At 69.8% G+C, this 23,532-nt stretch carries 21 protein-coding genes; 17 read left to right on the forward strand and 4 right to left on the reverse strand.

What is annotated here, in order from left to right; translation table 11 throughout:
- Positions 1-14 precede the first annotated feature (14 nt).
- A complete protein-coding gene (locus Q0C41_RS07890; RefSeq protein WP_291982571.1) occupies positions 15-1,100 on the reverse strand; it encodes a sugar phosphate isomerase/epimerase in 1,086 nt (361 codons plus the stop codon).
- Positions 1,097-1,978 (reverse strand): NAD(P)-dependent oxidoreductase, encoded by an 882-nt coding sequence (locus Q0C41_RS07895; RefSeq protein WP_291982572.1) that lies wholly within the window; start codon positions 1,976-1,978, stop codon positions 1,097-1,099. Before Q0C41_RS07895 ends, Q0C41_RS07890 begins: the two co-directional genes overlap by 4 nt.
- Positions 1,979-2,017: 39 nt before the next feature.
- On the opposite strand from Q0C41_RS07895, the gene Q0C41_RS07900 reads away from it, so the two are divergent.
- On the forward strand, positions 2,018-3,151 hold the full coding sequence (locus Q0C41_RS07900) for a hypothetical protein (protein WP_291982573.1): 1,134 nt from the start codon (positions 2,018-2,020) through the stop codon (positions 3,149-3,151).
- Complete coding sequence (locus Q0C41_RS07905) at positions 3,148-4,383, forward strand: hypothetical protein (RefSeq protein ID WP_291982574.1); 1,236 nt, start codon at positions 3,148-3,150, stop codon at positions 4,381-4,383. Before Q0C41_RS07900 ends, Q0C41_RS07905 begins: the two co-directional genes overlap by 4 nt.
- Here the strand turns inward: Q0C41_RS07905 and Q0C41_RS07910 are convergent.
- Positions 4,380-5,471, reverse strand: coding sequence for an alanine--glyoxylate aminotransferase family protein (locus tag Q0C41_RS07910; protein WP_291982576.1), 1,092 nt, complete (start codon positions 5,469-5,471; stop codon positions 4,380-4,382). The two genes, Q0C41_RS07905 and Q0C41_RS07910, sit on opposite strands and share 4 nt — an antisense overlap.
- A 174-nt stretch (positions 5,472-5,645) precedes the next feature.
- Positions 5,646-7,280 carry an L-lactate permease gene (locus tag Q0C41_RS07915; RefSeq protein ID WP_291982578.1) on the reverse strand — a complete coding sequence of 545 codons (1,635 nt, stop codon included), beginning with the start codon at positions 7,278-7,280 and terminating at the stop codon, positions 5,646-5,648.
- Positions 7,281-7,303: 23 nt separating this feature from the next.
- Here Q0C41_RS07915 and Q0C41_RS07920 point away from each other — a divergent pair, with 23 nt between their 5' ends.
- The 15 genes from Q0C41_RS07920 to Q0C41_RS07990 all read left to right on the forward strand — a co-directional run bounded on the left by Q0C41_RS07920 (position 7,304) and on the right by Q0C41_RS07990 (position 22,911).
- A complete protein-coding gene (locus tag Q0C41_RS07920; protein ID WP_291982580.1) occupies positions 7,304-8,749 on the forward strand; it encodes an FAD-linked oxidase C-terminal domain-containing protein in 1,446 nt (481 codons plus the stop codon).
- A complete protein-coding gene (locus Q0C41_RS07925; RefSeq protein WP_291982582.1) occupies positions 8,746-9,846 on the forward strand; it encodes an FAD-binding protein in 1,101 nt (366 codons plus the stop codon). The genes Q0C41_RS07920 and Q0C41_RS07925 overlap by 4 nt, the downstream gene beginning before the upstream one ends.
- A gap of 51 nt (positions 9,847-9,897) precedes the next feature.
- Positions 9,898-11,106: a heterodisulfide reductase-related iron-sulfur binding cluster gene (locus tag Q0C41_RS07930; RefSeq protein ID WP_291982584.1), complete on the forward strand. Its 1,209-nt coding sequence runs from the start codon at positions 9,898-9,900 to the stop codon at positions 11,104-11,106.
- 27 nt (positions 11,107-11,133) lie between these two features.
- Positions 11,134-12,567, forward strand: a complete 1,434-nt coding sequence (locus Q0C41_RS07935; protein WP_291982587.1) for a M20/M25/M40 family metallo-hydrolase — start codon at positions 11,134-11,136, stop codon at positions 12,565-12,567.
- A gap of 35 nt (positions 12,568-12,602) precedes the next feature.
- Entirely contained in the window at positions 12,603-12,914 is a 312-nt protein-coding gene (locus Q0C41_RS07940; RefSeq protein ID WP_291982589.1) for a hypothetical protein, read from the forward strand.
- Complete coding sequence (locus Q0C41_RS07945) at positions 12,890-13,549, forward strand: nucleotidyl transferase AbiEii/AbiGii toxin family protein (RefSeq protein WP_291982591.1); 660 nt, start codon at positions 12,890-12,892, stop codon at positions 13,547-13,549. The genes Q0C41_RS07940 and Q0C41_RS07945 overlap by 25 nt, the downstream gene beginning before the upstream one ends.
- 248 nt (positions 13,550-13,797) lie before the next feature.
- Complete coding sequence (locus tag Q0C41_RS07950; protein WP_291982593.1) at positions 13,798-15,630, forward strand: fibronectin type III domain-containing protein; 1,833 nt, start codon at positions 13,798-13,800, stop codon at positions 15,628-15,630.
- A gap of 59 nt (positions 15,631-15,689) precedes the next feature.
- Complete coding sequence (locus Q0C41_RS07955) at positions 15,690-16,355, forward strand: Crp/Fnr family transcriptional regulator (protein ID WP_291982595.1); 666 nt, start codon at positions 15,690-15,692, stop codon at positions 16,353-16,355.
- 141 nt (positions 16,356-16,496) lie between these two features.
- Positions 16,497-17,663 carry a mandelate racemase/muconate lactonizing enzyme family protein gene (locus tag Q0C41_RS07960; RefSeq protein ID WP_291982597.1) on the forward strand — a complete coding sequence of 389 codons (1,167 nt, stop codon included), beginning with the start codon at positions 16,497-16,499 and terminating at the stop codon, positions 17,661-17,663.
- Positions 17,660-19,177, forward strand: coding sequence for a DASS family sodium-coupled anion symporter (locus Q0C41_RS07965; protein WP_291982598.1), 1,518 nt, complete (start codon positions 17,660-17,662; stop codon positions 19,175-19,177). Before Q0C41_RS07960 ends, Q0C41_RS07965 begins: the two co-directional genes overlap by 4 nt.
- A 35-nt stretch (positions 19,178-19,212) precedes the next feature.
- The gene (locus tag Q0C41_RS07970) at positions 19,213-19,458 is read left to right on the forward strand and encodes an AbrB/MazE/SpoVT family DNA-binding domain-containing protein (RefSeq protein WP_291982600.1); all 246 of its coding nucleotides are present in this window, start codon (positions 19,213-19,215) and stop codon (positions 19,456-19,458) included.
- Positions 19,455-19,859, forward strand: a complete 405-nt coding sequence (locus tag Q0C41_RS07975) for a PIN domain-containing protein (protein WP_291982602.1) — start codon at positions 19,455-19,457, stop codon at positions 19,857-19,859. The genes Q0C41_RS07970 and Q0C41_RS07975 overlap by 4 nt, the downstream gene beginning before the upstream one ends.
- Before the next feature lie 3 nt (positions 19,860-19,862).
- Positions 19,863-21,302 (forward strand): amidohydrolase family protein, encoded by a 1,440-nt coding sequence (locus tag Q0C41_RS07980; RefSeq protein ID WP_291982605.1) that lies wholly within the window; start codon positions 19,863-19,865, stop codon positions 21,300-21,302.
- A gap of 6 nt (positions 21,303-21,308) precedes the next feature.
- Positions 21,309-22,340, forward strand: coding sequence for a methyltransferase (locus Q0C41_RS07985; protein ID WP_291982607.1), 1,032 nt, complete (start codon positions 21,309-21,311; stop codon positions 22,338-22,340).
- Positions 22,341-22,503: 163 nt separating this feature from the next.
- Positions 22,504-22,911, forward strand: coding sequence for a DUF302 domain-containing protein (locus tag Q0C41_RS07990; protein WP_291982609.1), 408 nt, complete (start codon positions 22,504-22,506; stop codon positions 22,909-22,911).
- Positions 22,912-23,532: the final 621 nt, after the last annotated feature.

Consider the following 23,532-nt stretch of genomic DNA (forward strand, 5'->3'; position numbering starts at 1 on the left):
GGGGACGGTGGGCCTCATTTGCCCGCGAGAATCAGGTCGAGGCGGCGGTTGCGCTCCTCGAACGGGATGTCGCCGTTGCTCTCGATGGTCATCCAGCCGGTGTAGCTGATGGACTCGAGCGCCTGCCGCAACACCGGCCAGCGCACGCTGCCCTCGCGGATGTTGACCGAGCGGCCGCGGCCGTCCGGGTCGGCCGGATCGAGGAGGTAGTCCTTGACGTGGATCTTCGCGATCAGATCGCCGAGCGTGAGAATCCACTGCTCGGGTGGCGCGAAGCGCACGTGGTTGCCGATGTCGTAGTAGGCCTTGACCCACGGACTCCTGAACGACGCCACGAAGTGCCGGAACAGCTCCGGCGTCACCCACAGGTTGTTGCTGACGTTCTCGAGGGCGATGACCACGCCGGTCTTCTCCGCCGTCGGAATCAGCCGCGTGACCCACTCGCGCGAGGCGTCGGTGGCGTGGTTGTGTGCCTTGATGTAATCAGCGTAGGGCGCGTTGTCGCCGTAGACGATCTTCGAGAGATGGCCCGTGGCCGGGTCGAACGTGGGCTGGAACTCCCAGGGGCGGGGAATGCGCAACGGTGGCCCGCCGGCGAACGTGCCGGGTCGCCGTGGCCCCGCGCCCTGCCCGCCGATGCGACACGGCACGAGCAGCACGGTCTCGGCGCCGAACGCCTGCGCCGTCTGCAACGCCGCCTGGCTCTCGGTGAAGGTGCGATCGACGTCGGCACGGTCCGGGCTGTTGAACTCTGCCCAGCCGTAGAGGACCGAGTGGATGCGCATCCCGAGCTTCTCGGCGGCCTCGCGCATCTGCGCCGCCTGCGGCACCGGCATCACTCGACCCTCGACGCCATCGAAGCCGGCGTCCTTCATCCGCTTCAGGTCGTCCTCGGTCGGCGCCGCGATCAGGGCCTTCCGCAGGGTCGTCCGGAAGTCGAGCGACGACACGGGTGGCGCGGGTTCCTGCCGGCGCGCCCCCGGCGGCGCGGGAGCGGCGGGTGTCGGCGCAGGCGTCTGCGCAGCCGACGCGAGGTCGGCGCCAAGGCCAACGCCGGCCGCGAGGCCAGCCGATGAGGTGAGGAAGTGTCGGCGATTCACGAGGCGTGTCTCCAGCTGTACTGCGGGGCGTACCCGAGGTCGCGTCGGGCCTTGTCGATGGACAGGAGTGTGGCGTGGTCGTCCGAGAGCGGCCGCATGGGTACGCCCGGAAAGTACGTCTGTATCAGCGAGGCACTGGGCTGGCTGACGACCGTGTCGGCGTTCGCGATGATGTAGACGTGGGCGCCTGGCTGGCCGCGCTCGATGGCCAGCCGGACGGCCTGCGCACCGTCGCGCGCATCGATGTACCCCCACAGGTTCCACAGACGACTCGCGGGATCGGCCTCGTAGGCCGGGAAGCGGGCGTAGTCGTGCGGCTCCATCACGTTCGAGAAGCGCAACCCGATCATCGACAGGGCCGGATCCCAGCGGCACATCTGCGCGGCCGAGGTCTCCATCAGCAGCTTGGCCAGGGAATAGGCGCTGTTGGGGCAGGGCGGCGCCGCTTCGTCGATCGGCGCGTACGGCGGCGGGTCGGCGAACGGCAGGCCGAGCACCGTCTCGCTGCTGGCGTAGACGACCTTCTTGACGCCCAGGCGCCGACTGGCCTCGAAGACGTTGTAGTCGCTGACGGTGTTGTTGCGGAAGGTCTCGGCGTTCGGCTTGAGCCGCGGCGCCGGCACCGCCGCGAGGTGCACGACCGCATGCGGCACCACCAGCTCGGCGCTCTCGCCGGCCCCGACCGACGGGTGCGACGAGATGGCATCGACCACCTGCCCGTAGTCGGCGAGGTCAGCCCGCAGGAACGGGCAGACGGCGTGGGCGGGCGGCGCGAGATCGACGTTGATGACGTCGTACCCGTGATCGACGAGGTCCTGCACGACCACGCGGCCAAGCTTGCCGCTGCCTCCGGTGACGACGATGCGGTGTTGGGGCATGCGGGCCCATCATAGGCCACGCCGGGCTAGCATGGGCGCATGCACCTCACGCCCCCACGTGTCGCCCTTGTCGTCCTGCCGTGGCTCGTCGCGACCGGCCTCGCTGTCGTCGCCGCCGACCAGCCGCTCGCGCCCGCCGCGCCGGCCGGGGTCGTCCGCGGTATCTACGGAGGCGTGCCGCAGGAGATTCTCGACTCCGGGAGTTCGCTGCGGGCGTTCGGCGTCGATGCGGTGTGGTTGGGCTCGGGCAGCATCACCGACGAGCGGCTCGCGCTGCTGCGCCAGCAGCAGGTGCAGGTGTACGCGGAGTTCAACACGATGCACGTCGCCGACTACGTCAAGGCCCACCCCGACGCGGCGCCGGTGGGCAGCGACGGCCAGGTCAGCCCGCCGCCGAATGGCTGGCAGGGGGTGTGCCCGACGCACGAGGGCTATCGACAGTCGCGGATGGCGGCGTTCCGGGAGTTGCTGACGCGATTCGCCATCGACGGTGTGTGGCTCGACTACCACCACGCCCACGCCAGCTGGGAGCAGGCCGTGCCGGAGATGCCCGACACGTGCTTCTGCACGCGCTGCCTGCAGCGCTTCCAGCAGGCCACCGGCATCACGCTGCCTGCGGCGTCGACACGCGAGCGCGCCACGCGGCTGCTGTCGACGCACCGTGACGCCTGGGTGCGCTGGCGCCTCGGCGTCTTCACGGACTGGGTGCGCGAGTTCGATGCCATCCGCGACGAGGTGCGGCCGACTGCCCTGCTCGGCACCTTTCACAACGCGTGGAGTGACGAGGACCAGCAGGGCGCGCGCCTGCAGAAGCTGGCCATCGACCTGCGGGCCCAGGCGGCCTACATCGACGTCTTCAGCCCCATGCCGTACCACGCCCGCTTCGGTCATGCCGACGACCCGGCCTGGATCTCGCGGCAGGTGCAGTGGCTCGGCCGCCATCTCGGCGTCGAGGGACGTCCCGGCGAGCGTCATCGCATCTGGCCGATCGTGCAGATCGCGGACTGGGGCACCCCCGTGCCGGTCGCGCAGATCGACACGGTCCTCACCGAAGGCGCGCGGCGTCCCTCCACGGGCGTGATGGTGTTCAACTGGGGCGGGCTGCGCACCAACCCCGACAAGATCGACGCCATCGGTCGCACGTTCCGCGCCCTCCCCACCCGTACGCCATGACTGACACGCTGACGACTCGCACAGGTGACATCGGCCCACTCGTCGAGCGGGAGCTCGCCCGCACGCAAGGTCTGCTGCGGCTCTCGCCCTGCTGGGTGCCGCGAGCCTTCGTGCAGCCCGGGCGACGCCTGAAGCTGCATCCCGACGACCTGTATGCGTTCGGTCTCGAGCGCGGCGGCATCGACGAGCGCTGGTTCGCGTCGACCATCGAGGCCACCAATGCCGGCCGCGTGCCCGACGAGGGACTGTCGTATGCGGTGATCGGCGACGATCGCGTCCTGCTGCGCGATGCCGTCGCCGAGTGTGGCGCGAGCCTCGTGGGTGAGCCCATCTGGAGCCGGTACCAGCGCTGGCCGGTCTTTGCCAAGTTCTTCGACAACCGCGGGCCGATTCCCCACCACATGCACCAGGATGCGGCCCAGGCCGCGCTCGTCGGACGCGAGGCCAAACCCGAGGGGTACTACTTCCCGCCGCAGATGAACCCGCGCGGCAACGATTTCCCCTTCACCTTCTTCGGCCTGGCGCCGGGCACGACGAAGGCCGAGGTGCGTCGCTGTCTCGAGCGCTGGCGCGCCGGCGACAACGGCATCCTGGACCTCTCGCAGGCCTCGCGCCTGGAGCTCGGCACCGGCTGGCTGGTGCCGCCGCGCCTGCTGCACGCGCCGGGTTCGCTCTGCACGTACGAGCCGCAGTGGGCGTCGGATGTGCTGGCGATGTACCAGTCGCTCGTGGATGGCCACGCCATCCCATGGGATCTGCTGGTGCAGGACGTGCCCGCCCAGCACCACCAGGATCTCGACTACCTGGTCGAGCAGCTGGACTGGGAGGCCAATCTCGATCCGTCGTTCCGCGAGACGCACCTGCTGCGGCCGCGCGAAGCGTCGGCCGGCCAGGGCTTCGTCGATCGGTGGGTGGTCTACGGCCGCATCGGAGGCGACGACCTGTTCTCGGCCAAGGAACTGACGCTCGCCCCCGGCGCGACGTGCACGATCGGTGACGCGGGCGCGTTCGGCCTGACCTGCGTGCAGGGGATGGGCACCATCAACGGCGAGCCACTCGCCAGTCCGACACTCATCCGGTTCGGCGAGTTGACCGACGACGAGTGGTTCTGCAGCGAGCCGGGGGCGCGGCACGGGGTGACGTTCACCAACACGTCACACACCGAGCCGCTGGTCACGCTGCGGTACTTCGGCCCCGGAGTCTGGGGCGGCCAGCTGCCGGGGCCGGCCTAGCCGATCTCCGTCTTCAACGCCGCGACGAGGCGCTGCACGTTCTCGCTGGTCGCACCGGCACCCATCAGGCCGACGCGCCAGACCTTGCCCGCCAGCGGGCCGAGGCCGGCGCCGATCTCGATGCCATGCGTGTCGCGCAGGGCGACGCGCACCTTGGCTTCGTCGGTCACGCGCTCGGGGATGCGCACCGCGTTGAGGGTCCACAGCCGCTCGCCCTCGGGCGGCAGCACCGACAGGCCCATCTCGGCCAGCGCGCCGACGAACTCGCCGTGCACCCGCGCGTGCCGCGCCGACCGCGCCGGCATGGTCTCTTCGTCGATCACCGCCAGCGCCTCGTGCAGCGCATAGACGAGCGGCGTCGAGATGGTGTGGTGATAGCCGCGCTTGATCCAGTAGCCTTCGAGCAGCGGCAGGTCGAGATAGAAGCTGCGGCTCTTCGCCGCGGCCCGTGTGGCGGCGTTGAAGGCAATCGGGGCGAAGCCGGACGGCGCACCGACGCCCTTCTGGCTGCAGCTGTAGACGACGTCGAGGCCCCAGCCGTCGACGTCCACCGGATGCGCGCCGAGCGACGTCACGGCGTCGACGATGCTGGTGACGCCGTGCTCGCGGGCGATCGCGGCGATGGCCTGCACCGGCTGCAGCACGCCGGTCGACGTCTCGGCGTGCACCACCGTGACCGCCCTGAACGGCGCGTGCTCCATCGCCACGCGCACCTGCTCGGGGTCGATCGCCCGGCCCCACTCACCCGTGAGGCGCGTGACCTCGGCGCCATACCGCTCGCACACCTGGGCGAGCCGATCCCCGAAGTACCCGGTCACGATGCAGAGCACGCGGTCGCCTGGCGCGACGACATTGGCGACGGCCGTCTCCAGCCCGGACGACCCCGTCCCCGACACCGCGAACGCGATGCCCTCGGCGTTGACGTTGAAGAGCCCGTGCAGGCGCCGACGCAGGTCGTCGAGCAGGGCGAGCATGTCCGGATCGAGATGGCTGCGCTGCGGCGCGGTCATCGCCTGGAGGACGCGGGGCAGGACGGGGCTCGGACCGGGGCCGAGCAACAGACGGTCGGTGGTGGGGATGAGGCTCACGGCCCGGATTCTATCGCGTCGGGGTGGTCTGACGTGACGGCAGTCGTGGGTAGGGCCGGCTCTCCGAGCCGGCCGTCATCGTCAGATCCCCTGTCACCACGAGATCGGGTTCATGACGGCCCGTTCGGAGAACGGGCCCTACCCAACGACGGGAACGGGCCATCACCGTCAGCGCTACCAGACGAGCTGCGTGAACGGCCACACGTAGGCCTGCAGCAGCACGAGGCCGCCCACCAGCGACGCCAGCACCAGGCTGTGCCAGAAGACGTAGCGCAGGATGTCGCCCTCGTGCCCGTACCACTGCGTCGCCGTGCTCGCGACGACGATGCTCTGGGCGTCGATCATCTTGCCCATAACGCCGCCGGAACTGTTGGAGGCCGCCATCAGCACCGGGTTGAGACCGAGTTGCTCGGCCGTGATGCGCTGCAGGCTGCCGAACAGGACGTTGGACGAGGTGTCCGAGCCGGTGAGCGCCACCCCCAGCCAGCCGAGCATCGTGCCGAAGAAGGGATACAGCACGCCGGTGCCGGCAAACGCCAGGCCCAGCGTCGCATCGAGGCCCGAGTAGCGGGTCGTGAACCCGATGGCCATCATCACGGAGATGGTGACCAGCGACGTGCGCACGAGCCGGAGCGTGCGCCAGTAGGTGGTGGCCAGCTCGACGACGGAGCATCCCATCACGAGCCCCGCGAGGATGGCGGCGATGAAGATGCCCGTCCCGGTGGCCGACAGCCACGACACGGCGAACAGCGCCGGCTCCTGCGCGGCGGCGGCGACCACGGGCGGGACGCGCTCGATCAAATTGTGCAGCCCCGGCACCGGCACGCGAATCGTCGTCCACGCATCGAGGGCCGTCTTGACGGGGGGCAGCCCCCACACGAAGACGAGGACGCTGAGAATCGCCCACGGCACCCAGGCGCGCACGACCTCGGCCCGCGCCGGCATGGCCACGCCCTCGTCCTTGCGAGCCCCGAGCCGATCGCCGGGTGTCCAGCCGTCGGAGGGATGCCACACGCGGAGGAACAGCACCAGCGTCCCCATCGAGGCGATCGATGCCACGACGTCGACGAGCCACGGCCCGTGCAGATTGGACACCAGTCCCTGAAGGATGGCGAACGGCAGGCCGGCCGCGAGGATGGCCGGCCAGATGCCGACCATGCCGCGCCAGCCCGCGAAGGCGGCGATCAACCAGAACGGGACGATGACCGAGAACAGCGGCAACTGACGGCCGACCATGCCGCTCAGGGCGAGCAGGTCGAGTCCGCTCACCGCGCTGAGCGCGATGATCGGCGTGCCGAGCGCCCCGAATGCCACGGGCGCCGTGTTGGCGATGAGCGACAGGCCGGAGGCCGCCAGCGGCGCGAACCCCAGCCCCATCAGCAGGGCACCGGTCACGGCCACCGGCGTGCCGAACCCGGCCGCGCCCTCGAAGAAGGCCCCGAACGCGAACGCCACCAGCAGCAGTTGCAGCCGCGCATCGGTGGTGACGTGCGTGATGCTCTGTCGCAGCGTGCCGAAGAGGCCGCGCTGCTCGGTGAGGCGATAGAGAAAGATGACGTTGAGGACGATCCAGCCGATCGGCAGCACGCCATACGCCAGGCCGTAGCCCGCGCTCGCCAGGGCCATCGACGTCGGCATGCCGAACAGCAGGATGGCGACCACCAGGGACGTGACCAGGCCGATCAGCGCCGCGACGTGCGCCTGCAGTTTGAGGAAGGCCAGCGACCCGAGCAGGGCCACGACGGGCAACGCGGCGCAGAGGGTCGACAGCCACGGCTGTCCGAACGGGTCATACGTCTGGCTCCACACGGGGCGCAGTATAGACTGCAGGGATGCTCCGCGCGGACCTGCTGCCGGCGCTCGGCCGCCTGATCCCTGCCGACCGGTTGCTGACCCGACCCGGCGCCCTGGCGCCCTACGAGTTCGATGGCCTCACCGCCTACCGGGCCCGGCCCTGTGCCGTGGTCCTGGCCGAATCGGCCGAGGAGGTCATCGCGACCGTCCGTCTGTGTCACCAGGCCCGTGTGCCCTTCATGGCGCGCGGCAGCGGCACGAGCCTGTCGGGCGGCGCGGTGCCGATCGAGGATGGGGTCGTCATCGCCCTCAACCGCATGAATCGCGTCCTGCGGTTCGATCCCGACGCCAGGCTCGCCGTCGTCGAACCCGGGGTCGTCAACCTCGCGGTCACGGCCCTCGCGGCGCCGCACGGGCTCTACTACGCGCCCGATCCGTCGAGCCAGTCGGTGTGCACGATCGGCGGCAACGTCGCCTTCAACTCCGGCGGGGCGCACTGCTTCCGTCACGGCATGACGGCCAACCATGTGCTTGGGCTGAAGGTCGTGCTGGGGGATGGCACGGTGGCCATGCTCGGGGGCGACAGCCTCGAGCAGAGCGGCCCCGACCTGACGGGACTGTTCGTCGGATCAGAGGGGCTGTTCGGCGTCGCCCTCGAGATCACGCTCCGGCTGGTGACGCGGCCGGCGGTGTATCGCACCCTGCTCGCCGCCTATGACAGCCTGCAGCGCGCGGGTGACGCGGTGTCGCGGATCATCGAGTCGGGGCTGCTGCCCGGCGCGATGGAGATCATGGATCGCCTCGCGATGGACGCGGCCGAAGCGGCCGTGCACGCGGGCTACCCGGCCGACGCCGCGGCCCTGCTGATTGTCGAGTGCGAGGGCGAGGAGGCGCAGGTGGCCGCCGAGTTCGACCGCCTCATGCGCATCATCACGGTGTCTGGCGCCACGCACACGCGCGTGGCCGCCGATGAAGACGAGCGCGCGCGAATCTGGAAGGGCCGCAAGAGCGCCTTCTCCGCGGTCGGTCGCCTGAGTCCCGACTTCATCGTCCAGGACGGGGTGGTGCCCCGCGCGCGCCTCGGCGAGGCGCTGGCCACCATCGAGGCGCTGTCGCGCGCCCACGGCATCCGCGTCGCCAACGTCTTCCACGCCGGCGACGGCAACCTCCACCCGCTCATCCTCTACGACGGACGCGAGGCGGGTGCCCACGATCGCGCCGAAGTGCTGGCCGCCGAGATTCTCCGGCTGTGCATCCGCCTGGGAGGGTCGATCACCGGCGAACACGGCGTCGGGCTCGAGAAGCGCGCCTTCCTCGGCGAGATGTACAGCGAAACCGACCTGGCGTGCATGCGGCGCCTGCGCGACGCGATGGATCCGCATCGCGTGGCCAATCCCGGCAAGAAGCTCGATCCGTCGTTCGAGACGCCGGCCTCGCACGGCCTGCACCCGCTCGAACGCGCCGGCGTGATCTCGCGCGCATGACGACGATGCGCCCCACCTCCATCGACGACCTCGCGGCAGCGATCCCGCAGCAGCCACGGTGGGTCGTGCGCGGCGGCGGCACCAAGTCGGCGCTGGCGGCCCGTCCGGATGGCCCGATCCTCGACCTTTCCGGCCTCGCCGGCATCGTCGCGTACACCCCCGAGGAGTGCACGTTCACGGCGCTCGGTGGCACGCGCCTCGCCGTGCTCGAGCAGACGCTCGCCGCGCACGGCCAGTACCTGCCGTTCGATCCGCCGCTGGTCGCGGCCGGCGCGACGATCGGCGGCACCGTGGCGGCCGGGATCAACGGGTCGTGCCGCTACCGCTTCGGCGGCATCCGCGACTTCATCATCGGCGCCCGGATCGCGGACGGCGAGGGACGCGTGATCCACAGCGGCGGCACCGTCGTGAAGAACGCGGCCGGCTTCCTGCTGCACCAGGCGATGGTCGGCAGTGGTGGCACGCTCGGCGTGATCGCGGAGGTGACCTTCAAGGTCTTCCCGGCGCCTGAGGTCCACGCCACCGTGCGCGCGGCCGCCGGTGATCTGGCCACCGCCCTGACGCTCATGACACGGGTGCAGCGGGCACGCTTCGACCTCGAAGCCGTCGACATCACGCCGCCAGGCCACCTCGTGCTGCGGATCGGCGGTGCGGCCGAAGCGATCGATGCGCGAGTCTCGGCGCTCGTGACCGCCGTCGGCGGACGCGCCACCGTGCTGCGCGGCGACGACGACGTGGCGGTGTGGCGTGAGGCGCGCGAGTTCAGCTGGGCGCGGCCCGACGTGCCGCTGGTGCGTGTGCCCGTGACTCTGCCGCAGGTGCGATCCCTAGATCACGTGCTGACGGGCTACGACGGCGCGCGGCGCTACACGGTGGCGGGCAACCTCGCCTGGATCTCGTGGGACGGCAGCCTCGACGACCTGGCCGAGATCCTGCGAGGTCAGGGGCTCGAAGGACGCGTGGTGACTGGCCCCGTCCGTGCGCCGGCTCTCGGTGCCGTAGCCGCCAACCCTTTCGAATCGCGGCTGCGTGCGGTGATGGACCCGTGCGGACGGTTTGCTCCCGGCGATGCCGCGCTCGCCCACTCCTGGTCCTGACCCGTGCAGCATTCCATTCCCGCCGTCCCTTCGCCTCCCCGTCGCGACGCCATGGCCCGCGCGGTGGAAACCTGTGTGCATTGCGGCTTCTGCCTCCCGGCCTGCCCGACCTATCAGGTCCTCGGCGAGGAGATGGACTCACCCCGGGGCCGCATCGTCCTCATGAAGCAGGTGCTCGAGGGGACGCTGACGCTCGCCGATGCCCAACCGCACATCGACCGGTGTCTCGGCTGCCTTGGCTGCGTCACGGCCTGTCCCTCCGGCGTACCGTACGGTGACCTGATCGTGCCGTTCCGATCCGGCCCCGAGACTGGCGCGCAACCGCTGCTCGATCGTCTGCAGCGACAGGTCCTGCTGGACACGCTGGAGTCGCCCACCCTGTTCCGCGCGGCGGCGCGTCTCGGCCAGGTGGCCAAACGCGTCGAGCGCATGCTGCCGGCGCGGGTGAAGCCGATGGTGGCCCTGCTGCCCGACCAGTTGCCGCCACCGATCACCCTGCCGGCACTGACGCCCGCGCGCGGGCCGCGGCGTGGTCGGGTCGCGCTGCTGGCCGGCTGCGTGCAGCAGGCCCTCGATCCGGAGATCTCGCTGGCGACGCTGCGAGTGCTCGCCGCCAACGGCGTCGAGGTGGTGGTGCCACCGGATCAGGGTTGCTGCGGCGCCCTTGCGCTCCACTGTGGCGAGGCCGACAGAGCCTATGCGCGCGCCACCGCTCTCAGCCGCGCCTTCCCGGTCGACGTCGATGCCATCGTCACCAACGCCGCCGGTTGCGGCTCGGCGATGAAGGAGTACGGCCACGCGTTCGAGGATCGCGCCCAGGCGTCGGCGCTGGGCGCGTTCTCGGCCCGCGTGCAGGATGTCTCGGAGTACCTGGACGCCCTCGGGCTGATCACGCCGCCGCCCCTGCCGTCGCCGGTCATCGTCGCCTACCACGACGCCTGTCACCTCGCGCATGCCCAGGGCATTCGTCGGGCGCCGCGGGCGCTGCTGGGCGCGATCCCGAACCTGACGATCGTGGAGATTCCGGGGGGAGACACCTGCTGCGGGTCGGCGGGCCTGTACAACGTCGAGCATCCGGACATCGCGGCCGCACTCGGGGCACGCAAGGCCGAGGCCATCCGCGCGACCGGGGCGCAGGCCGTCGCCGCCGGTAACATCGGCTGCCTCGTGCAGATGGCCACGGGCCTGGCCCGCGCTGGTGTCTCGCTGCCCGTGCGCCATACCATGCAGGTGCTCGACGCTGCCTACGGCCCACCCTGACGAGGCGTCCCCATCGACATGCGACACATGCGCCCAGACCTCCGACACCTCATCCTCGCTGTCTCCCTCCTCGTCACCGCCGCACTCCGGCCAACTGCCGTCGCGGCGCAGGGCGGCCAGCCAGACTGGTCACGGCTCGAGGCCGAGGCGATGGAACACTTCCAGGCCATCCTTCGGCTGGACACCAGCAACCCGCCTGGCAAGGAGGGCCTGGTGGTGGACTATCTCGATGGCGTGCTGAAGAAGGCGGGCATCGAGACGAAGCGCTTCGCCAACGACCCGGCACGGCCCAATCTGGTGGCCCGCCTGAAAGGCAACGGCAGGAAGCGGCCGCTGCTCATCATGGGCCACACCGACGTCGTCAAGGTGGACCCGGCGAAGTGGACACACCCGCCGTTCTCGGCCACGCGCGACGGCGGCTATGTCTACGGCCGGGGCACCGTCGACGACAAGGACAACGTGGTCGCGGCGCTGATGGTGATGCTGCAGTTGAAGCGGCTGAACGTGCCGCTCGATCGTGACGTCATCTTCCTGGCCGAAGCCGGCGAGGAAGCGAGCACCCAGGTCGGCATCAAGTTCATGGTCGACGAGCACTGGCCCGAGATCGACGCCGAGTACTGCTTTGCCGAGGGCGGTGGCGTGACGCGCACCGGCGGACAGGTGCGCTTTGCCTCCGTGCAGTCCTCCGAGAAGATTCCCTACGGCGTCACGCTCACCGCACGTGGACCGGCGGGGCACGGATCGGTGCCGCTGCGGACCAATGCCGTGGTCCACCTCTCGAAGGCGATCGCCCGCATCGGTGACTGGCAGGCGCCGATGCGCCTGAACGAGACCACGAAGACCTACTTCGAGCGCCTCGCGACCATCAGTGGTCCCGAGGAGGCCGCGCGTTACCGCCACCTGACGAGCCCGGCGCAGTCGGCGGCCATCCAGGAGCACTTCGCCGTCAACGAGCCGCGACACAACTCGATGCTGCGCACGTCGGTCTCGCCCAACATGGTCGCGGGCGGCTATCAGGTCAACGTCATCCCGTCGGAAGCGACGGCCACCCTGGACGTCCGCGCGCTGCCCGACGAAGACATGGATCGGTTGGTCGAGGCCTTGCGCACGGTCGTCGACGACCCGGCGGTCGAGGTCGCCCGCAACCTCCGTAACACGCGTCCTGGCGCGCCGCCCTCGCGCATCGACTCCGAGGCGTTCACCGCCGTGGAAGCCGCCGTGAAGGCCCACTACGGCGCTGACGTGACCACGCTGCCGACGATGAGCACGGGGGCGACCGACATGGCCTTCCTGCGCGCGAAAGGCATGCAGTGCTATGGCGTCGGCCCGCTCACCGACAGCGAAGACGGCCCGAAGGGCTTCGGCGCCCACAGCGACCAGGAACGCATCCTCGAGTCGTCCCTGCACACGTTCGTGAAGTTCCATTGGGACATCGTGGTGAAGCTGGCTGGCGCGCGGTGAGAGGTTCCGACACCTGGTCGGGCTAAGATTGTCCAATGGTCACGTCACAGCGTGTGGAGCATGCGCCGGCGACAGGTCGGCCGTACTTCCTCTGGTGGACGGATCTGTCCGAGGCCGCCTTCTCGCAACGCCTGAGCGATCCAGACATCACCGTCCGCGCCTATTGGCTCGGCGCGTTGCTGCGCGAGGCGAACACGCGGGATGTCTGGCGCTACACCACACCTGCGACCATCCGCGCCCACTGGCCGCACGTGGTTCGACACCTCGGCCGCACGCGTGCGATGTGGGCCTGGTTGCTTCGGATCGATCCTGAGGATCAGGCGTGGCCACCTTCGACCGTCGCATAGTCCAGCCCTCGACACTGCGCTTCCTGCAGGCCTGCCACGTACGCACCCCATTTCATCTGGCTGGAGGCGCGGCGCTGGCCGGGGTACACCTGCGCCATCGTCTGTCGCGCGACGCCGATCTCTTCTTTCACGATCGACAGGTGCACCGCGACGCCGTGGCATTGCTGCCAGAGGCTGCCGCCGAGGCGGGCGCCACGGTCCGAGTCGTCCGCGATGCCGGCACCTTCGTGCGCGGTGTCCTGGCTGGCGTCGACGGTGAGGTGGACATCGATCTGGTCTTCGACGCGGTGGCCGACGTCGGCGGACCGGACTGCGTCGAGGGCGTGCAAGTCGAGTCGCTGGCCGATCTGCGCGCCAACAAGCTGACGTGCGTGCTGTCCCGTTCAGAGCCGCGGGACCTGGTGGACCTGCTGTTCCTGGACCGCGCCGGCTACCCGCCGGAGGCGGATCTCTCCCTGGCCCTGAGCAAGGACGGCAGCATCGATCCCGGCGTGCTGGCGTGGCTGCTCGGCCAGTTCCCTGTCGAGCCGCTGCCGCAGATGCTCGAACCGCTGCCGTCCGGAGAGCTGGAGATGTTTCGGGACACACTGGCCGAACGGCTGCGGCGACTGGCGGTACCGGATGCCCAGGACTAACCTCTGGCTCACTTGTGTGGCTTCAGGCTCATGGCTCATGGCTCAAGGCTCTGAGATCGTTCCGGCGGACCTGAGTCCTGAGCCCTGAGCCGCTCGCCCACGACGTGCTCAACTCGAGTGAGTCGTGGGCTTGGTGTCGCCCCCTTGGTGACCGGGGTCACTGACGTTTGGGACCTCTCTGGCCACACTGGATCTGCATCGGCGACCCACTGTCTGGGCCAACGGTGTACGAGCCGGAGGGCGGAGACATGAACGGTCAACGAATCAGTGGGGTGGCGCGGCGCAGCGCCGCCGTGGCGATTGCACTCGGCATGCTGTGCCAGGCGCACGCGTCGGCCCAGGTGTCCCTCGACTGGATCCAGCAGACGCGCGGCGTCTCGATTGCCCTGGACGACGCAGATAACGTCTACACGGTGGACTACGAGCAGGCCCTTGGCGCCGAGATGGTCCTCACCAGGCGCGACGCACGGGGTCTGCTGATCTGGACGGCGATGTTCGACCAGCAGTCCACCACGGCGTGGGAACGAGCGAGCTGGGTGGCCACCGACAGTCTCGGGAACGCCATCGTCTGCGGCACGTTGATGTCGGGCTACTCCAATCCGGTCGAGGCGGCGAGCATCGTGATGAAGTTCGCCCCGACCGGGCAGTTGCTCTGGCGGCGGGTGTACGAGAGCAGCTTCGACGGCTCTTCCGTGAAGAAGTGCCTCGTGGATGCCAACGACAACGTGTACGCGCTCGGGATGGGCAACGGCCCGGCGGGCCGCGTGACCAAGGTCAAGAAGTTTGCGCCGAACGGGACGACTGTGTGGTCGTTCTTCGACGCGGCCGGCATCGGCGCGGCGCTTAATTTCAAGCTGACGCCCGACGGGAACATCCTGATCACCGGCAAGTCGATCACGGGGAGTCTTGCCGGCTACACCAAGATTGACCTGGACGGCCACCTGATCTGGGCGTACGCGGGCGTGCCGAGCCTGACGGCGGGTGACAGCGCCGGGGATGCATTGGGCAATGCGTACCTGGTGCACGGCGCGTCCGTAGCCAACGGCGGCACCGTCGTCGAGAAGCTGAACCCGTCGGGCGTCGTCGTCTGGCGGCGGGTCTACGGGCTCGCCGGGTTCCGGATCGAGGTCGGCGCCGACGGCCATCCGGTCGTCAGCGGCTTCCCGAACAGTGGCAGTCCAGGGGCCGCGTTCATCAAGGTGGACCCCAGCGGAGCCCTGGTCTGGTCGAACCTCGATGCCGACGGTCCGCTGGCCCTCCTCGCGCACGCGCACATGCTGCTCGACGCGAACGACAATGCCTACCTCGCGGCCGGCACCATGTCCGAAATGGCCGTATCCAAGGTGAACAGCGACGGCACCTCGGGCTGGACCAAGACGGTCGCGTTCGGCTACGCCCAGGCCATTGCCCTCTCGAACGTCGACACCGGGGTCTATGTCGTTGGCGGCACGACGGCGCGGCTGGGGCAGGGCGCGCCCACGATTCCGACGCAGCCGACAGTGCTGTCGTACTTCGACCTGACGTCCACCAGCGCCTACCTGGGCTGGAGCGACAACTCGTCGAACGAAACCGGATTCACGCTCGAGCGCTGCACCGGATCGCCGCTGTTCTGCGCCAGCACTCCAGGAGCCTGGGCGACACGAGCCGTCACTGGCATCGGCGTCTCTACGTTCAACGACACCAGCCTCGTCCCGGCGACGGCCTACAGCTGGCGAGTGAGCGCCTTCAATGCCTTCGGCACGTCGCCCTACACCAACACCCTGTCGTTGACCACGCCGGGCGAGCCCGCGGCCCCTGCAGCTCCGACCGGCCTGACGGCGCGGGCCAGGCGTGTGAAAACCCGGGCCGAGGTCCAACTGGCCTGGATGGACAACGCGACGACGGAGACCGGGTACATCGTCGAACGCTGCAGCGGAGCCGCCTGCGTGAATTTCTCGACGGTCGCGACACTGCCTGCCAATGCTGCCGCTTACAAGGACGCCGCGCTCGCGCGCAACACGGCGTATCGGTATCGCGTGAAGGCCAGCGGCAGCGGAGCCAGCTCCGAGTATTCGAACGTCGTGACGGTCAACACGCCGTGACGCCCAGGGCCGGTGCGCCCCGTGGCACGGGTCACCGGCCTCTGCTAGCCTGAGTCGCCGTGACACGAGCCCAGGACGTCAGCCGCCTGTTCGACGCCATGCCCCTGCTGCGCGACCTGCCGCCGGCCTCCCACGCCCGGCTCGCAGCCTCGGCGAAGGAATGGCGCGCCCAGCCGGGCACCGTCGTCTTCGATGTGGGCGATGCCTGCCGGGACCTCGCCCTGACGTCCGACGGCGTGATTCGCGTCTCGAAGCCTCTGGCCAATGGACACGACGTGCTGCTCTACCGGTTGCTGCCGGGCGAGCCGTGCGTCATGTCCACGGCGTGCTTCCTCGGACACGCGACGTACCCCGTCCGTGGCGTCGTCGAGCAGCAGATGCATGGCGTCATTCTGTCGGGCGCCGTCGTCCAGGACGTCCTCGTCGAGGCCCCGGCGTTTCGGGAAGCGCTGTTCGGGGCCTTCGCGGGGCGGCTGGCCGGTCTGCTGACGCTGCTCGAGGCACTGGTGAGCCGGCGACTCGACCGTCGCCTGGCGGCGCTCCTCATCGACCGCGGCCCCCAGCTCCATGCCACGCACCAGCAGCTGGCCGACGAACTCGTGAGCACACGCGAGGTCGTCAGCCGCCTGCTGGAGAGCTTCGAGGACCACGGGGACGTCCGCCTGCATCGCGCTCGCATCGAGGTCAGCAACCCGACGGTGCTGGCCGAGCTCGCCAACCGGTAGCAGTCTTCGCTCCCCGTGGCGAGCACGATGGCCTCGGCCGGCGCTCCACATCTCGAGCTGCCGGCCTCGCGAACCGGGCGCGTTCCGTCTAGAGTAGGGCGTCCGTCCCGGTTGCCGGTTCCCGGTTCCCGCCCACTGCCCATGCGCATCACCGCCATCCACTCCGCCGTCGTCCCGATCTCGTCGCCGATCCGCAACGCGTACATCGACTTCTCGAAGATGAACGTCAGCGTCGTTGCAGTGGTCACCGACGAGATCCGCGACGGCGCGCCTGTCGTCGGCTACGGGTTCAACTCGAACGGGCGATACGCGCAGCAGGGCCTGCTGGCGGAGCGGTTCCTGCCGCGCCTGCGGGAGGCCGATCCGGCGTCGCTGGTGAACGAGGCCGGCGACAACCTCGATCCGCATCGCATCTGGGCGACGATGTTCGCCAACGAGAAGCCCGGTGGACACGGCGAGCGATCGGTGGCCATCGGCACCGTCGACATGGCGGTGTGGGACGCGGTGGCGAAGATCGCGGAGCAGCCGCTGTCTCGCCTGCTGGCGGACCGGTACCACGCAGGGCAGGTCGACGACCGCGTGTTCGTCTATGCCGCCGGTGGGTACTACTACCCGGGCAAGGACCTGACGGCGCTGCAGGACGAGATGCGGTCGTATCTCGACCGCGGCTACACCGTGGTGAAGATGAAGATCGGCGGCGCGTCACTGGACGAGGATCTGGCGCGCATCGAGGCCGTGCTGGCGGTGGTCGGCGCCGGGGACCGGCTGGCGGTGGATGCCAACGGCCGCTTCGACCTGCCCACCGCCATCGCCTATGCCAAGGCGCTCGAGCCCTACGGCCTGTTCTGGTACGAGGAAGCAGGCGACCCGCTCGACTATGCGCTGCAGGCCGAGTTGGCCGAGCACTATGCCGGACCGATGGCGACGGGCGAGAACCTGTTCTCCATGCAGGATGCCCGCAACCTGATCCGGCACGGTGGCATGCGCTCCGACCGCGACTGGCTGCAGTTCGATTGCGCGCTGTCGTATGGCCTGGTGGAGTACCTGCGGACGCTCGACATGCTGCGCGCGCATGGCTGGTCGGCGCGCCGCTGCATCCCGCATGGCGGCCACCAGATGTCGCTCAACATCGCGGCCGGACTCGGGCTGGGTGGCAACGAGTCGTATCCCGACGTCTTCCAGCCCTTCGGCGGCTTCGCCGACGACACGCCCGTGGTCGACGGATTCGTCGGCCTGCCGCAGGTCCCGGGCATCGGCATCGAAGCCAAGCCGCGGCTCCATGCCGTGCTCAGGAGCCTGCACTCGTGACCCACGCCACGCCTGTCGACCACCACGACGACCAGCACACGCACGGGCACGGACGTCGCCAGCTGCTGGGCGGATTGCTCGGCGTGCTGGCGCTGGCGGCCACGGTGCTGCTGGCGCCGCCCGAGGGACTGAGCCCTGAAGGCTGGCGCACCGCCGGCGCCGGGATGCTGATGGCGATCTTCTGGATCACCGAGCCGATCCCGATCCCCGTCACGGCCCTGTTGCCGCTCGTGCTCTTTCCGGCCCTCGGCCTGGGCGACATCCGCGCCACGGCCGCGCCGTATGCCAACCCGATCATCTACCTCTTCCTCGGCGGCTTCATCATCGCGCTCGCCATGGAGCGCTGGCAGTTGCACCGGCGCATCGCGATTGGCCTGGTGCGCCGCCTCGGCACCAGGCCGAAGGCGATCATCGCGGGGTTCCTGCTGTCCTCCGGGCTGACGAGCATGTGGGTCAGCAACACGGCGACGACGCTGATGATGCTGCCCATCGCGATGTCGGTGGCCCACCTGGTGCCGACGACGGGGGGACGCCTCTCCCGAGAATCCAGCGACTTCCGCACCGCGCTGCTGCTGTCGATCGCCTACGGCGCGACCAGCGGCGGCATGGCCACGCTCATCGGGACGCCACCGAATGCGCTGCTGGCGGCGTACATGAGTGAGGTCTACCAGATCACGATCGGCTTCGGGGAGTGGATGCTGGTCGGCGTCCCGGTAGCGCTGGTCGCGCTCGCGGCGGTGTACCTCGTGCTCACGCGAGTCATGTTCACACTGGGGACGACGCCGCTGCCGGGACTCGAGGCCCTCATCGAGGAACAGCGCGATCGCCTGGGACCGGTCAGTTGGGGCGAGTTCGCCTCGGGTGCGGTCTTCCTCTTGACTGCCGGGTGCTGGGTGGCCCAGCCGCTGATCGCGCGGGTGGTGCCGCTGGTCTCCGACACCACCATCGCCATTGCCGGCGCCCTGCTGCTGTTCATGATTCCGGTCAACCTGAAGCGCGGCGAGTTCGTCATGACGTGGGACGCCACGAAAGGCCTTCCCTGGGGCGTGCTGCTGCTGTTCGGCGGCGGCCTGAGCCTGGCCGGGAACATCGAGGCCCACGGACTCGCCACCTGGCTCGGCAGCCTGGCGCGTGAGCTCAATCACCTGCCCACGATGGCCGTGCTCAGCATCGTCGCGTTCGGCATCCTGCTGCTCACCGAACTCACCAGCAACACGGCGACCGCCGCGACGTTCCTGCCCATCGCCGGCGCGCTCGCGCTGAGCCTCGGCGAGAACCCCATGCTGTTTCTCGTGCCTACCGCTCTGGCGGCCAACTGCTCGTACATGCTGCCTGTCGGCACGCCGCCCAACGCCATCGTCTATGGCGGTGGCGTGCTGCCACTCTTGGCGATGGTCAGGGCCGGGTTCCTGCTGAACGTCCTGCTCGTGCCCATCGTGGTGGGCCTGCTCGTCCTCCTCGGCCCGTGGGTGTTCGACATCCACATGGGTGTCATCCCGGCATGGGTGAAGTAGGGACACCGCACGCACCCGGATGGTAGGATTCTGCCATGCAGACTACCATCGACGGTGCCGGCCGAATTGTCATCCCGAAGGCCATCCGCACCAGGCTCGGTCTCGAGGCGGGCGAGGTGGTCGAGATCCGTGAACGTGACGGCCTGCTGGAGATCACCCCCGTGGCTGCCGCGATGTCGCTGCGGCGACGCGCCGGCGCCCTCGTGGCGGTTCCGGCCAGCGACCTGCCGCCACTGACCGACGAGATTGTCCGCGCCACACTGGAGGGGACACGCCGGTGATCGCCGTGGACACGAGCGTGATGGTGGCGGCGTTTGCCAGTTGGCACGAGGGGCACACGGCGGCGGCGGCGGTTGTGGCCGGAAGGCCGAGGATCCCCGCGCACGTGGTCATCGAGACCTTCTCGGTCCTGACGCGCCTGCCGCCCCCTCATCGAGCGCCGGCGGACGTCGTGGAGGCGTTCCTCGCCCATTGCCTCGGCGAGGCGCCCCTCGTGCTGCCGGCGCGGAGCCACCTGGGTCTCATCGAGATGGCCAGCCGCGAGGGCCTGACTGGCGGGGCCGTGTACGACGCGCTCATCGCCGCCACCGTGCTCCATGCGGGCGCCACCCTGGTGACACGGGATCAACGAGCGCGACGCGTCTACGACTGCGTGCGCGTGCCCTACGAGCTCCTGGACTGATCGATGCCAAGTCGCCATCACCTCCTCGTCGTCCTCGCGTACGCGGCCGCCATCGGCGTCTGGGCCTGCGCGCCCGCGCCCGCGCCCGAACCGCCGCACGATCTGGTCATCGCCAACGGGCGGGTGCTCGATCCGGAGTCCGGCCTCGATGCGGTGCGGCACCTCGGCGTCCGCAACGGCACGATCGCGGTTGTCTCCGAGGTGCCGCTCCCGGGCACCCGCACGATCGACGCGGCCGGACATGTCGTGACGCCTGGCTTCATCGACCTGCACGAGCACGGGCAACAGGACGAGTCGTACCGGATGATGGTGCGCGACGGCGTCACGTCGGCCTTCGAGCTGGAGGTGGGCACGGCCGACGTGGCGGCGTGGTACGCGGCGCGCGACGGCGGGCAGATCGTCAATCATGGCGTCTCGATCGGCCACATTCCCGTGCGCATGCGCGTGCTCGGTGACCCCGGCACCGGCCTGCTGCCTGCCGGCATCGGTGGCAGCGGGAGCGCCAGCGAGGCGCAGATGGCCGAGATGGAGGTCCTGCTGCGCAAGGGACTCGCCGAGGGTGCCGTGGCCGTCGGGTTCGGGAGCGCGTACACCCCGGGCGCGCCCATGGCCGAGATCGAGCGCATGTTCCGCGTGGCGGCCCGGGGCGGGGCCTCGGCGCACATCCACATGCGCGGCGGCGTACCTGGCCTGCACGAGACCATCGCCGCCGCGAAGGCCGCAGGCGCCCCCCTGCAGATCGTCCACGTCAATTCGGTGGCCGGCGACGACATCGCGACCTTCCTCAGCGCCATCCAGGCCGCGCGCGACGCCGGGCAGGACGTCACCACGGAGGCCTACCCGTACGGTGCCGGCATGACCGAGATCCAGTCGGCGCTCTTCGACGACTGGCCCTCGTGGCCCGACGAGCGCTTCGGCCAGCACCAGCTCGTCGCCACGGGCGAACGCCTGACGCGCGCGACCTTCGCGCAGGCGCGCCAGACCGGCGGCACCATCATCATCCACAACCGCAGCGACGCACAGACGCGCGCCGCCATCGTCAGTCCGCTCGCCATGATTGCGAGCGATGGCTTCATCGAAAAGGGCCGCGGCCACCCGCGCACGTCGGGAACCTACGCCAGAGTGCTCGGACGGTACGTGCGGGACGAGCGCGCGATCGATCTGATGGACGCCGTGCGACGGATGACGCTGGCGCCAGCCCGACGGCTGGAGCCACGGGTGCCGGCGATGGCGAACAAGGGCCGCATCCGCGTCGGCGCCGATGCCGACCTGACCGTCTTCGATGCCGCGACCGTGATCGATCGCGCCACGTACGAGGACGCCACCATTCCCTCAGCCGGCATCCCGTACGTGATCGTGAATGGCGTGGTGGTCGTCGACAAGGGCCAGATCACCAGCGCTCGCCCCGGCCGCCCGGTGCGGGCCCCAACCGGGCGACCATAGACCACCATGTCCCCTGACCTGCTCGCTGCCCCCACGACGTCGCCGCTCTCGCTCTACCGGTACCGCGACGGCCTCTACGCCGCCGACCTGGTCACCGCGGCCCTGGTGGAGTTCGACTTCTTCACCTGGCTCGCGGCGCATCCGGCCAGCCTGGTCGGCATCTGCGCGCACTTCGGCTTCGCCGCGCGACCGGCCGACGTGATGCTGACGCTGTTCACCGCCCGTGACTACGTCCGCCGCGACGGTGAGGTCTTCCACGTCACCCCCACCGGACGCGAGCACCTCGTGGCCGGGTCACCCTGGTATCTGGCGCCGTACTTCGCGGCGCTGAAGGAACGTCCCTTCGTCCAGGATTTCGTCCACATCCTGACCTCCGGGCAACCGGCCAGCTGGGGCGGGGCGAGGGACGGGCGAGATTGGCACGTGGCGATGCACGACGAGGCCTTCGCGCGGCGCTTCACGGCGGCGATGGATTGCCGCGGACTCTACCTGGGTGAAGCCCTGGCCGCCGTGCTGGACCTCGAGGGACGTTCACGACTGCTCGACATCGGCGGCGGGTCGGGCGTCTACGCGTGCATGCTCGCGGCACGACACCCCGCGCTGCGGGCGACCGTGCTCGATCAGGCCCCCGTCCAGCACGTCTCGACGGCGCTGGTGGCCGAGCGCGGCTTCGCCGACCGCATCGACGTCGTGACGGTCGACTTCTTCTCGCACCCGCTGCCGCCCGATCACGACGTGCACCTGTTCTCCAACGTGCTCCACGACTGGGATGAGCCACAGGTGCGTCACCTGCTCGCCGCCTCCTTCGCGAGCCTGGCCCCCGGTGGACTGGTCGTCATCCACGACGCGTTCATCGATGCCGACAAGACGGGGCCCATCGCCGTGGCGGAGTACTCGGTGCTGCTGATGCACGCCTCGCAGGGCAAGTGCTACGCCACCACCGAGTACGACCGCATGTTGCGCGACGCCGGCTTCACGGACCCCGTGTTCCAGGAGACCGTCGCCGACCGCGGCGTCATGACGGCGCGACGTCCGTAGGCGGGAGTCGGGAAACCGGGAATCGGGAATCGGGAACCGGGAACCGGGAACCGGGAACCGGGTAGGGCCCGCTCTCCGAGCGGGCCGTCACCGCGCCCTGCGCCACAGCCCAGGTGGCGCGCGCTGCGTGTCACGTTGGCGCCGCGATCGGCATCCTGACCACATGACCACCTCAGACCCGGCGTATGGCTACACGACCCATCTGGCCGGCGTGGCGTTCGACGACGCCCGCGCCAGAACCGTCGAGGCACTCAAGGGGGAGGGCTTCGGCGTGCTGACCGAGATCGACGTCACGGCGACGCTGAAGACCAAGCTCGACAAGGATTTCCGCCGCTACGTCATCCTGGGCGCCTGCAATCCGCACCTGGCGTACCAGGCGCTCACGCACGAGATCGGCATGGGTCTGCTGCTGCCCTGCAATGTCGCTGTGTGGGAGGAGGACGGCGGATCCGTGGTGTCGATCGCGAAGCCGGCCGTCATGTTCGACCTCGTGCAGGTCGAGGCCCTGACCGACGTCGCCGCCGACGCGGACGCCCGCCTGCAGCGGGCGCTCGTTGCCATCGGTCGCTGAAAGGCATCGATGACGGCGGCACGTTCCGGCGCGTCGGCCAGGTTGAGCCGGGTCACGCGCCCATCGAGGCCGGTGAGCGTCAGCACGGAGCCGTCAGCCGAGGCGGCCGCGAGGTCGCGCCAGGCGTGCCGGACGCGCCGCCAGGGGTGGAGCCGGATGTCGAACCCGTCCTCGTCCACGATGAGCCGTCGAACCTGGGCCAGGCGACCATGGAAGAGGCCGATGGCGAGCAGGAAGACGGCCAGCAACGCGTAGGCGATGGGAAGGCGGACCTTGCCGAGGTGCTGCAGATGCGCCGCCTCGACCAACGTCACGACGGCGGCGAACACGTCGACCCAGTTGATGCCGTGGTGTGCGTGAGCTGCGGGCGCGTGACCCGCCGCCCGCAGGTCCCGGACGAATGCCACCATCAGCAACGCGCCAGACACCACGGCCACGTAGTCGATCCAGCTGACATGGTGGCCGGCGGCAATGCCCTGAGCGCCCGCCGTGGCGAGCGTCAGACCGATGATCAGATGCCGCGCGCCCTGCACGCGCTGCACGCGCCGCACCCGACGCGAGGAGAACACGACCGTCTCGGCTACGCCGCCGATACTACCTCAGCGGCGCTTCTGCCTCCGA

It is taken from the genome of Luteitalea sp. (genome assembly GCF_022842525.1).
Classification (GTDB): domain Bacteria; phylum Acidobacteriota; class Vicinamibacteria; order Vicinamibacterales; family Vicinamibacteraceae; genus Luteitalea.